The 12,234-nt window shown below is 67.4% G+C and carries 8 protein-coding genes and 1 pseudogene; 6 read left to right on the plus strand and 3 right to left on the minus strand.

Annotation, left to right across the window (positions count from 1 at the left end; all coding sequences use genetic code 11):
• Positions 1-54: 54 nt before the first annotated feature.
• Together ACI8AK_RS05215 and ACI8AK_RS05220 are read right to left on the minus strand one after the other, a co-directional pair.
• A complete protein-coding gene (locus tag ACI8AK_RS05215) occupies positions 55-963 on the minus strand; it encodes a hypothetical protein (RefSeq protein WP_456955338.1) in 909 nt (302 codons plus the stop codon).
• 151 nt (positions 964-1,114) lie between these two features.
• A pseudogene (locus ACI8AK_RS05220) lies at positions 1,115-1,335 on the minus strand (integrase core domain-containing protein); the annotation flags it as partial.
• 804 nt (positions 1,336-2,139) lie between these two features.
• Between ACI8AK_RS05220 and ACI8AK_RS05225 the strand changes: the two are divergent.
• The 6 genes from ACI8AK_RS05225 (at position 2,140) to ACI8AK_RS05250 (ending at position 10,159) form a co-directional block, all read left to right on the plus strand.
• A complete protein-coding gene (locus ACI8AK_RS05225) occupies positions 2,140-5,007 on the plus strand; it encodes a CHAT domain-containing protein (RefSeq protein WP_456955340.1) in 2,868 nt (955 codons plus the stop codon).
• Positions 5,008-5,020: 13 nt separating this feature from the next.
• On the plus strand, positions 5,021-5,293 hold the full coding sequence (locus tag ACI8AK_RS05230) for a hypothetical protein (RefSeq protein ID WP_456955341.1): 273 nt from the start codon (positions 5,021-5,023) through the stop codon (positions 5,291-5,293).
• A gap of 789 nt (positions 5,294-6,082) precedes the next feature.
• A complete protein-coding gene (locus tag ACI8AK_RS05235; RefSeq protein ID WP_456955343.1) occupies positions 6,083-6,289 on the plus strand; it encodes a hypothetical protein in 207 nt (68 codons plus the stop codon).
• Positions 6,290-6,613: 324 nt separating this feature from the next.
• Positions 6,614-7,159: an AfsR/SARP family transcriptional regulator gene (locus tag ACI8AK_RS05240; protein ID WP_456955345.1), complete on the plus strand. Its 546-nt coding sequence runs from the start codon at positions 6,614-6,616 to the stop codon at positions 7,157-7,159.
• 588 nt (positions 7,160-7,747) lie between these two features.
• On the plus strand, positions 7,748-9,319 hold the full coding sequence (locus tag ACI8AK_RS05245; protein WP_456955347.1) for an FAD-binding protein: 1,572 nt from the start codon (positions 7,748-7,750) through the stop codon (positions 9,317-9,319).
• A gap of 441 nt (positions 9,320-9,760) precedes the next feature.
• On the plus strand, positions 9,761-10,159 hold the full coding sequence (locus ACI8AK_RS05250; protein ID WP_456955348.1) for a hypothetical protein: 399 nt from the start codon (positions 9,761-9,763) through the stop codon (positions 10,157-10,159).
• A 548-nt stretch (positions 10,160-10,707) separates the two neighbouring features.
• Here the strand turns inward: ACI8AK_RS05250 and ACI8AK_RS05255 are convergent.
• Complete coding sequence (locus ACI8AK_RS05255; protein WP_456955350.1) at positions 10,708-12,234, minus strand: hypothetical protein; 1,527 nt, start codon at positions 12,232-12,234, stop codon at positions 10,708-10,710.

Here is a 12,234-nt window from a genome sequence, read left to right on the forward strand (position 1 = left end):
CGTGTTGACGCGGCCGGCTGTCCCAGTCGTGAACTCCGCTCACCCATTGGCGTCTCAAGCTTCATCGCTGTCGAGCCGCTGAAGGACCAACAGGTTGTTACCAGCACGCTTGGAATCGATGCCGACGAGTGGTCGGCCATCGGGAAGAATGGTGAGGCCCTCAGGACGCGCCTTTTCTCCGCCCGGGATCCCGTTCCCGATCGACCACATGTCCACAGCTCGGGCCCGCTCGCCACGCTTCAATCGCCGCTCGAAACGTGTGAGCATGTGAGCGTGTGAGCTGAGGGCGTACATGCAGCCATCGGGGCCCAGGGCGAGATCATTGATGGTCGGCAGTGCATGCTCCGTGTCTTTACCCAGTGGCCACGCGGCGAGGGGGATGAACTCACACTCGCTCGCGTCCAACCGCTCGAAGCGCTGTCCGGGAGCGAGAACCGTGTCCGTGCCGATGCCCAATGGTGAGTGGCCTTGAGGACCGAACTCGATGAGGCAGGGCTCGTCCCGTTGTTTGGCGATCACGACGTGCCCTTGCTGGAGTAGTACGAGCCCCTCGCCACCCGCGTTTGGCTCGCCAGGCCAGGTGACGCCGAGGTCGGGCTCGTCGTCGGTCGGCGCGGCGAGCACGATCGTTTGCAGCAGCCGTAACAGGTCGGCCGACAGCACGAGCAGGCGATGCTTCTCCTCCTGTAGTAGGAGAATCGAGCCTTCGCCGTCGGCCGCGACGCCTTCAAAACCGGACTTCGACTGGACGTCGACCGGGGTGTCGCGCAGGGTCAGGTACAGGTCCTGCCGCCACGTGCGTCCGGGTTCGCCACCCTCTTCCAGCTCCACCGAGATGACCGCCCAGTCCTCGTCACTGACCGCGAGAAGGTGGCTGTGGCCCCCCGGCCCGGCGCGGAGTGCCAACGCGGAGATCTCGCGCATGGGCAATGCCGTTTCGTGGCGGATTTCAAGCTTTTTCACCGCATCAGCCCCCAGGGGCGTCGTTCGTCAGGCCTGTCCGTTCACGCGGGAACTCAGGTCGTATGGAGGACCTAAGCGTTGGACCGTCACCGACGCGTCACCACTGCGTCACCGGGCTCAAGAAGTAGGGCGGGCGCCTTTGGTCGTCTGGTCAAGCCAGCCTCGCTTGCGGGACACCGCACAATGTCGCGACGCACTTCGAGGTGTACTGACCCGCGAGGCGGTTCAGGCACGTGATCGGCGGGTGACATCCGATCGCGGTGTGGGGCCCGTGATGGTTGTACTCGTGCAGCCAGGCCGGCAGTACCTTGCGGCGGGCTGACTCGTTTGCGAACAGGCGGGCAAAGGCCAGCCATCCGCCAGGGTGTGATGGAGGCTCCAGTGATGTGCGGCGGCCGCACATTGGCCCGCCATCCGGAGACGGTCAGTCTGCGGCCGAGCATGGTCGTGCGGAGATCAGCGTGAGACGCGAGAACCTCCGGGCGCGGAGTGGGCCTTCGACAAGCCACACCGCACTCGGAGGTTCTTCCGCGTTCAAGGCAAACCGAAGTTGTCAGCGTCGTAGCCAGATGCATCTGATCGCGTAGAAGTTGTGCCTTTCGATTGCCTCAGCGCTCAGCGCATCAGACTACGCCGAAATAGAACCCCCTTGAGATCAGTCATGCAGGCTAGGCGGTGACGTTCTGGTGACGCTCCGGTGACGCACGGACGGTTGCATGGGTTAAGTCCACAACTCGTACGTCTGGAAGGTGTCCGCGCGAGGCGCCGCGTCGCTCGGACCGTGTGTAGGACGGCGATGAGGCGGTGGCAGCCGACGGGGTTGTTCTGGGTTTCGGGCCAAGGGGGGCCAGCGGTATCCGTCTCACCGGCGTATGTGGGATGAAAGGGGAATCTGGACATGGTCAGGTTGCCGACGGACAAGACGCCCGTCAAAGGAGCAGGGCAGACGGGCCCTCTCTCCGTGTCGTTGCCGTCGGTGGCCCTGGCACAGGGCGGGGGGCATCCACAGGATGACGAGAAGTCCGCTGCCCACCCGTTCAGCCGCACTGGCTCGATGATGCCGCCTATTCTCACGACGAGAGCAGCACGTGGACGCCTGAAGGCAGTCGGTGACGGCCGTTGTGAGGGAATGGTGACAGCGATGTCAGCATGGCCGCTGCTCGTGCGAGTTGTAGCATGTTGACGATTCGAATTGAGCCTGCGCTGCCGTTGGCGTCGTCCACGACGGCGGTAGTGGAGTACGAAGGTTTCAGCGCGGTCACGGCGATCGACCTCGATCCAGCCATCGCCGTCAATGAGCTTCGAAGCGCATTGTCTGCGGGTCCTTTTCGAATGGTCGTGGAGGAAGCCGCGCACGGCGGACCTGAAGGCGCAGTGCTGGTCGATGTCCGGGAGCCGGCCCTCTTCGCGGCTCAGTGGGAGGGGCTCCGTTTCGAGCCGTCTTTGCGGGATCGACCCGTGGTGCGCATCGCCGAGGGTGACGCAGCCCGTGCCCTCGTCCCGGTGGACCTGCCCGTTGATCTGCTGTTCGGCTCGCTGCGCGTAAACGAGGACCAACCGGTCCCGGCCGACCCCGGAGCCATGCGCTACTTCCGAGTCACCCGTACTGCTCCGGCCACGGTGGATGTGCTGATGAGGATCTGCGCCGGAGCCGCCTTTGACGTCGTCCACCTTCGTGGCGCCGCCGAGTGGCGCGACGGGCAGGGGGTTCTGCTGTGTGCTTATGGCCCGCCACTTGACCACCGAGCTCTGGCGACGTTGACTGTCGAACCCGCCGCGCGGTTGCTCATCCTTGAGGTGAGCGGGCCGGACCCCGGGCCCGCCCTGGATCTGGCCCATCGCGCGCTGCGGATGGATGGCCCTTCGATCGTGGTCCTGTCGACGGCACCTACCGAAGAGCCATCGGAGGCCCAGCAGATCTATTTGGACGTGGTGCACGACATCGACCTCGACAGCGTGATCGCGGCGCGGCAGAGAGCGGGGGGCTACGCGGCGCTGCTGCGTCATCACGGCGGCGAGCATCAGATCCGAATCTCCTCATCCCTGCCGTCGCTCTTCGCCGACCTAAGCGACTACCACACGGCAGCGGGCCGGTTGCTGACCCGGCTTGAAGCGCGAGGGCGCTTCGCTGCTGAACGGGGCATCCTTCCTGACCAGGACGTCCATCGCCTTGGGGACGTGGCACGGGCAGTCGAGGACCTCGACGCCTGGCGCGGCATGACGCTGGACTACGGTCGAGAATCGGGCGCGTGGGTGCCGCTAACCGACGCGGCGACAGGCCTTACGGATATGCGCGCAGCCTTGCCAGAACTATCGCACACCCAGCGCGTGGTCAACGTCTGGTTCGCCGATGACGACAGGAACGTACCCTCCACGCACGCGCTCATGGCCTCACGCCGCTACTTCCTCGCGGTTCATATCGGGCTCGCGCTGTCACAGAGCATCAACCGTTCACCTGCCGGTTTCCCCGACGACCCCCTGCCCTTCGAACCCGGCGAGGGCGTCGACATCACCGTCGTCGTGTTCAGCCGCGACCTCCAAGCGGAGTCGACCCAGCACACGTTGCTGCTGCCGCCCCCTCCTGGCGAGAGTGACGTCCTGAGAATCCCCGTCACCACTCCGTCACGACTTGGCCAGTCGACGGCGCGCTTGTGCCTCTACCACAAGCACCAGCTTCTCCAGTCCCTGCGCATCACGGTCACCGTTGCTGAGTCGGAGGGAATGCCCGGAGTTCAGGATGCGGTGACGGACTTTGTTCTGAGCGGGAGCCTCGACCACGTCGACGACTTGGAGCCTCGAGCCTTGAGCATCGTCGTCAACGACGATCCTTCGGGGAGTCACACGATAGGTGTAGTGGGCGCCGGCGAGCCGCGCAGCCTCAACCTGTCGGACAACGAGATGGGGTCGAAGGCCAGGGCGGCCAGGGAGGCACTCCAGGCCATCTGTTCGACGTTCAAACGCGATGGCACCCCAGACCGATACCGCTTCGAGCCGGACAACAGAGGCCGTCCCGATGCCGTCTTGGACGAGATCAGGGCGCTTGCGCGGCTTGGGTGGACCCTGTACGCCGACATGGTTGTCGGCAAGGACTGGGAGTTTCAGGACGAGTTGGAGGAGCGCCTTCGCCGGCCCACGACGATTCAAATCGCTGTTACCGCGTCAGCCACCCGGGCGTTTCCCTGGGCACTCATCTACGACCAGCCGCTCACGTCCGATCCCAGGAACACACTATGCGAGGAGTTCCAGCGTGGCATCATCCGTGGTGGCCCCGCGGGGTGGGTCGACCGGCTCACGTGCTTCACGACGCGCTGCTCCAGCGCTGACGACCCGAACGTAATCTGCCCCTCGGGCTTCTGGGGCTTTCGGCATGTCGTTGAGCAGCCGCTGAGCACTCAGCGGCGGTCTCGCGGGGCCGTCAAGGACGCCGCTTCACCCGTCGTCCAGGATGTGCCCAGGGTTATTGCCGCCCCCCATGGCACGAACATGCTGATGGCGGTCAGCGAGGACCTGCGTCAGCTGCGCAACCACCAGGCCGACGTCGAAGCCATCCGCTCATACGACACCGCGGTCCGCAGTGACCGCTTCCAGATCGGGACGGTGTTGAAGCGGCCGGATCTCCACGTCGTCTACTTCTACTGTCACGGTGGCCGGGAGAAGACCGACGTCTGGCTGGGCGTGGGGCACAAGCAACGACTGCTGCCCTCCGACCTAGTCACGTGGAGGGTGCGGTGGGCGGGCACGCACCCCCTCGTGTTCATCAACGGATGCGAGACGGTCGACGTCACCCCTGACGACCTGGCGTCCTTCCTCGATGCCTTGGCCTTCAGCCGGGCATCCGGGGTCATCGGTGTGGAGATCACGATCCCCGAGAAGCTGGCCAGTCGGTTCGCGATCGACTTTCTCTCCACGTTGACCACCGGAAATTCCGTCGGCGAGCTGGTGCGGGCCGGTCGCAGACGCCTGCTCGAGATCGGTAATCCACTGGGGCTTGCCTACACGCCATATTGCGTGGCGGATCTCAGACTCGACACGCTCGCGAGGTGAGAAGGGGAGCCACATGCTTGAGGTCATAGGTGCGATTGCTTTCGGGTTGGTCATCGGGTGGGTGACCTACCGCACGCTTAGGCGCAACACCGAAGCCGTTTCCCTGTCCGACATCGCGACAGTTTTCGGCGCAGTAGGTGGAGCTGCCGTCACCACTCTCTTCCAGGACGACACGAGAATCTTCGCCTGCTATGCGATCGGCCTGGCTGTTGGATTCTTCGGGTACTTCGTCGTGGGACTGATTGCGAAGGACCAAGCGCCTGACTGGATGCTCGACCGCTCCTAGTATCAACGTGCTCCGGCGCGGCACGCCTCCCTAGGGTTGAGTTTCGGGGTCGGCCGCCACGTTCGGTGGTCGAGCGCGGCTTCGCCTGGCTAAGAGCCTTTGAACGACGCTGGGCCCCCGGGTAGGAGGCCATCACGTCATCCACCTCAGCCTGCTTCAGCATGCCTGCGTCCTCGTGCTCCATGACTGCTCTTGTTCTGCGAACAGTCATGACGCCGCCGCAGCCGATGAGATCGGCCTGACCCGCCTGGTCCTGGAACAACTCCTCGGGGCTATGGGCTTGCGACCGTCCTGTCACGGCAGTCCAGTCGGTGTCGTTGAAGGTGGCGCGCGTTTCGACTCTCGGACTGGGCTGGGCTGTCGCTCAGACGACCGCCCCTACGTGGAACACTCCGTGGAAAGCAGTGCCGCGCCCCGAGTATGGCTCGCCGCCCGTCATGCTGATCGACCTCAAGCAGCGTCCGGCCGGCCCGCAGCCCGGCGATGGCGGCCTACACCCCGTCATCGACGGACGTCCTGGGGTGCTGCGGCCCGGTCCTCGTCCTGGGCGAAGGGCCTGTCCATCGAGTCGCGGCCGATGACCGCCCGGGTCGAGACGCGACCCGGTTGGGAGGAAGCCGGCGGGCGTGCGCTCCGGTCACCCCGAGGCGTCAGTGACTTCATCAGGTCAGGGGAGTGCACTCACGCATCGTCACGGGGGAGCATGAGCTCCCCGGTTGGCAACGCGGAGGAGTGTCGTCCTCCGCATGCAGTCTCACGCTGCGTGACCGGCCAGTGCGAAAGGCTGCCGTGACCGACGAACGAAGCGCTGCACTCCTCGTCCGGATCTGGCTCGAGGGCGGAATCGACCGGTTCCGGGCCCGTGTGACGGAGGTCGGGCTCGACACATCGGAGGAGGACCGCACCCTCACCCTCACGTCGTCGCCCCGTGAGGTCGTCGATGCGGTCAGTCACTGGCTCGATCACTTCCTCCGTTACGGAACGACAACGGATTGACATGAGGCGAGGCCGCGGAGCATTTTCGCTCCGAGGCCTGTACCTCATCGCCCCTCAGCCAGAAGGTGCCCCAGGGGGTGTTCCACCGTGCCTGTCGATTCGAGCCCACGGATTTCACTGCTCGACGGGTTCTCCATACACTTCGGCGAAGGACCCGGTCAGAGGCCGGTCGACGACCTCCCGCGGGGCGTCCAACGCCTGGTGGCGCACGTATGCCTGTCCGGGCGACCACTGCGGGCCACCATCGCCGGCCACTTGTGGCCCGACGTCCCAGAGGAACACGCCCATGGCAGCCTGCGGTCGGCTCTGTGGCGCCTGCAACGGATGGCTCCCGGGCTGGTGCACGCATCCGGCAGCATCCTCTCGCTGGTCTGCGGCGTCCGGGTGGACGTGCAGGAGCTCGGGGACTGGGCGCGGCGGGTTCGGGATCCGGCCAGCTGCTTGACCGACGTCGACGTCCCCGACGTCGGACTGCGCGGCGAGCTGCTGCCCGGCTGGTACGACGATTGGGTCCTCCTCGAGCGGGAGCGGCTGCGGCAGCTGCGGATGCACGCGCTGGAGGACGCCGCCGCACGGTTGGCCGTGGCCGGGCGGTACGGCGATGCGCTGCAGGCTGCCTATGCGGCGGTGCGCGCCGAGCCGCTGCGGGAGAGCGCTCACCGTGTGGTGATCCGCGTGCACCTGGCGGAGGGGAATGCGGCCGAGGCGTTGCGGACGTACGAGCAGTTCCGGATCGTCCTTGAGAAGGAGATGGGTGTGCGGCCGAGCGAACAGATCACCCGACTCGTCGCTGGCTTGCCGCGGCCGAACCTGGCTCGGGACCTCCGGTGGGCTCGCCCCCGCAGTGAGGTCACGGTGATGCCCTCGTAGCGCCGTCCTCCTGGCCGGCGACGACGGCTGGGGCGGTACCAGGTGACATGCCGGTGACGTTCTGGTGACGGCGGACCGGTAGAACCGAGGTCGGGAGCGGACGCGCCTACCGCCCGCACGATCCCGGAGTCGTCGCGACCCTTCGAAGCCCTTGCTGGTGATGCGAAGTTCGTCGAACCTGCACGCGGTCGCTCGCGAGGGCTTCATGGCCCCAGGGAGTGATGATGTCCGGGACGAGCACCTGGTCGGTCGAGTTCGCCGCCGTGCTCGGGTCAGGAATCCCGGCGTCACCTGTGCCCATTGCCGAGGCGCACCACAGGCCGGGCATCCGACCCGTTCCCGCGGTGGCCGTCCTTGACGTCCGGCGGTCAGCCACGGCCGGCGCGGTACGACCGCTCTGCACCACTGGGATCTCATGCGACGCGGGCGCGACCTTATGGGCCGATTTGCGCCGCAGGGTCCCAGGTGAGGCCCTGCTGCGGGTTGTGGCGGACTAATCCGCGAAGGGGATTCATGATGGTGTGCCGATCCCGGACGTACAGCGGTGACGAACTGGTTGCGTACAACTGGCAAAACTGATCCGGTCGCGTGGCGGGTCAGATTGGACGGCGTTTCGAGCCGACCAGCCTCCGAGACCTAGTGCATGTCGTCAGCCGGGCGACCGACGAGGGCCACCAGTTGACGGTCGTCGGCAATGGTTGGTCTCAGGAGGGTGTGGCCTACTCGTCGGACTGGACGGTCTCGATCACCAACTTGAGCCGCCGACTGCTCGACGTTTTCGCTTTGCCGACCGATCAGAACCGCGGGCAATTTGCCCGCGTGACTACCCACCTGGTTCACCAGGAAGCCGGCATACGGATTTATCACCTGAACCAGGAGTTGTCCCAGATTGGCCTTGCGCTGCCCGCTCTTGGTGGCGCCAATGGGCAGACGCTGGCCGGGGCTATCTCGACTGGCACTCACGGCGGGGATGTGGGCCAGCCGCCCATGTGCGACCTAGTGGCCGCGTTTCACTTTGTGACCGATGGCGGCCGCGAAGTTTGGGTAGAGCGCGCATCGGACCCTGTCACCGACGATGCCCAACTTGCGGTGGCCCTTCGTTGCCGGGACCTTGAGATTGTCCGCGACGACGCGGTCTTCTCTGCTGTACAGGTCGGACTCGGGCGTTTTGGGGTCCTCTACTCCTGTGTGCTCCGCGTGGTCCCTGCCTTTCGGGTGGCGGAATGGACCGTGATTCAGCCTCGGGACCTGGTGATCGGCGCGTTGACGGCGGGCCGCGCGCTGGGAGAGCCAGTGAAGCCGCTGCTCGATCTGTTGCCTCCTCCGGCTGCCTTCCTTCAGGTGGTCGATCCGGCGAATCCCGGGGGTCTCGAAGTGGTCTTCGACTCGAACAACCCCACCTACGCCTGGGTCCGTCGCCGCTGGCAGACAGCGGGTGGGGACTTCAATATGGTCCCGTACGTCAACAGTTTGTGCGACTTGGGTGCTGAGGGCCTATTGAATGACACGTTGAGAAGGTTGCGCTCGCAGCCTTTCCCAAGAAATCACATCGCCAGCGCCGCCGCAGATGAGATTGAGCCAGCACTGCGGTCGCTGTTGGCTCAAAGTCCAGCGATGACAGCTGGACGGATGATGGCTTACGTCCTCGATGCCCTCTGGGAGACGAAGGCTGGCGGCTCGGCAATCCCAGAAGCGACCGCCGGCGTGTTTCTCGAGCGGTACACGACATCAATACAGGGCCGAATCGGGCCGTACCACGATGTCGTAACCGGATCCATGGCGGAGAACGATCAGCCATGCTACCGCGCCGACTCGATCGAGCCTGTCTTTGACGCAATGCAGCAGGGGTGCAGCGATTTCCTGCGCATCGCGCTCGAGCTTGCGCTGAACTATCGGCAGGCAGGCTACATCGCGTTGCGCTGGTCCCGCACCTCCACAGGATTGCTGTCCATGCATGGCTTCCCCAGCTCCCTCGCGGTGGCAATTGAGATATCCTCCGTCCGCCATCTTTCGGGCAATGAGGAGTGGTTCACGTTCCTGCAGAACGTGGCCTCGGGTGTGGGCGGACGTCTGCACTGGGGGCAGATCAACGAGCTGACCGCCGCCCATACGGCCGCTTCTTACGGCACCCGACTGACCGGCTGGCGCCACGCTGACTGAACTAAGCGGACAATCTAGCGTCTTCAGCAATCAGTTCACGAAGCACCACGGCCTCGAACCGCTGCCGGGGGGGCGCTACGGCGGACCGGCCCCGACTCCGCGACGTCCGAGGCGAAGCCGGGGCAACGATCGCTACCCCCGGCGCCGACCGCCTGGAAATCCTCGGGCTGGGGTTGGCCGCCGGCCTGTTCAACGAGACCTGGGACGGTCAGCAGTGGAGCGGCGGCTGGGCCGAGGTCGGCGGGGTCCTCCGTAGCCCGGTCGCCGCCGCCTCCTGGGGGCCGGGACGTGTCGATGTCGTGGGGCTGGCCCAGGCCTCGGACATGTTGGACGCCGGCGCCATCGCGGCTGACGGCGACAGCGACCGGCTGTTCCACACCTACAAGAACGGCACGCAGTGGTTCGGCGCCTGGGGGGATCTGGGCGACCCGGGCGGCGGCCATGGTCAGCCGCGATGTCGACCGCCTCGACCTCGTGGCTCTCCACAGCCGCCGGAGCATGTTCCACCAGTCGTGGGACGGCGCTCAGTGGAGCGGCTGGACCGATCTGGGCGGGCCGTTCACCAGCCCGCCGGCGGTGGCCAGTTGGGGGCCGGACCGGCTCGACGTCGTCGCCCTCGGTCTGGGCCGGAGCTTGTTCCACCAGTCGTGGGACGGTCGGCAGTGGAGCGGCTGGACCGACCTGGGCGGGGTATTCAGCGCTCCACCGGCGATCAGCAGCTGGGGTCCGGACCGCCTGGACGTGGTGGGCCTGGGGCAGGGGCGCGGCATGTTCCATCGGTACTGGAACGGCGCTCAGTGGAGCCCCGGCTGGACCGATCTGGGCGGGCAGTTCACCTAACCGACGATGTCCTCGTGCGTCCGTGGCCGAGGCACTGGCACCGTCCGCGAACGCAGACTCGGCTACCGATCGCCTTCCCGCTCGCGGCGCTCGGACCGACGGACGCGGTGTCTCAGCCTGGCCGGCTGGGCGTCGTTGACCACCAGCTCCGGACCCTTTCGGGCAGCGCTTGGTGTATTGCCCGCGAGGGGCATCCTGGGGCCGCGGCACAGCCCCCACGCGCAGCCCATACGCAGCACGCCCGGGATCAACCACCGCTCGCCGGGCCGCGGGCGGGCACAGCGGTAGCCGAGAGGGGATCTGCGCCCGGTGGGCGTCGGTCAGCGAAGTATCGGATCGGACGACGCTGCCGTCCCTGGCGGGCACATTCAGGTCGGCATCTGCCTGGAGGCGGTGGGGCAGACCGCCGGGAGCCAGCCGCAGGGCCGATGGCCGAGCACCGACTCGCACGGTCACGCCGGATGCCGCTCAGGTACCCAACTGCTCGGGGGCGGACCACTCATGGGCGGCACGGCCAGCGGTCGCTGGGTGGTACGACGGGATCTCCGTCACCCGGCGGGTCCCGTGGTCTCCGGGATGGACACCACCACGTCGAACCTCAGCTGGGACGGGGAGGGGGCGAGGAGGAAGGCCCGTCGTCGCTGGGACCACAGGACCGGCAGGCCGTCGGTGCGACGGGCGAGCATGTAGCGGCGCTCGAGGCGGAGCCCGGTGGTGGGCACGGCGGCCGGCTCGATCTGGTGTACGGGCGCCGTGTGGGGGGCGTCGTGGTCGCGGAGGAGGGGGCTGACGGGTTCGGGCATGGGCTCGGGCGGCCGCTGCTCCAGGTCGACCAGGCTGCCCTGCACGAACCGCCGGCGGCCATCGACTTCCTCGATGAGGTAGGGGTGCCAGTAGCGGGGCAGGGGGCTGCTGGGCCGGTAGCCGTAGCGGGTGCGCGCGCTGCCGACAACCTCGCCAACCACGGGCGGCGCAGCAGGCAGCGGTGGAGGAGCCAGGTCCCGGCCTCCGGCGCGGCGCTCCACAGCCCAAAGGAGATTGGCGTCCTCGTCGATGCCCACGAGCACGTCGTCGAGCACCGGCCCGGTGAGGGGGGTGGCCACCGTGGGCCACACCACCAGCGAGGTCTCGGCGAGGCCGTGCACCCGGAACAGGCCCCACGTCGCCGGTGTGGTGAGGGTGGTCTCGCCGTCGAAGGCGTCGACCACGGTGACCTCGTGCAGGGTGACCACGCTGCCGCTGGAGGTCGGCAGGGGGAACGTGAACCAGTCGTCGCCGTGGGAGGCGATGAGGTCGATGAGCAGCATGGTGGCCAGATGGGTGCGGTCGGGCGGGAAGCCGCCCACGTCCACCCGGGCGTCCTCGATCTGCCACCACCGGGGATGGGGCGCCCCCGGATACCTGAGGCGCCCCGGGATCAGGAACACCGGCTCGGGCGGAGGGGCGGGAGGGGGGAGCGGGGCGTCGGCCGACACCGACCACCAGTCCACGTCGCCGCCGTCGTGGCGGGGCAGGTGCAGGGTGACCGCGCCGGCCCCGGCCGTGAAGGCCGCGGTGTGGACCAGCTCGGCCGGGTCCCACAGGTCGGCGGGCTCGGTGGGGGGCACGTCGGCGAACGGCGCGGCGGGCAGGCCCAGCTCCGCCCGCCGCTGGTGGAGGGCGCGGCCGTCCAGCGCGCCGGCCGGGAGCCGGTCGTAGGGCGGCGGCAACGGCGGTAGGTGCAGCGACGCGTCGGCCCGTTGTTGCTCGCTCAGGTGGGCGGCGGCGGTCAGGCCGACCCGCACCCGCCGGCCCGGTGTCCACCACTCGCCGGGCTCGGACTCGACGATCGCCTCGGCCGGCACCAGCCGCGGGTCCATGGCCGGGTCGCCGTCGTAGGGGTCGATCGGCACGTGGGAGGCCTGCACGCGCACCTGCACGGGGGAGGCTGCGTCCTCGCCCCGGTGTTCGCCCAGTTGCCACTGCCGGCCGAGGAACCACAGGGGGTCGGCGATCTCAGCGCGGAAGCCGCGGTCGAGGTCGCCCGCGGGGCGGATGGGCTCGAGTCGGCGGGCCAGATCGTAGCGGTAGGGCAC

Source organism: Geodermatophilus sp. SYSU D00867, assembly GCF_054050315.1.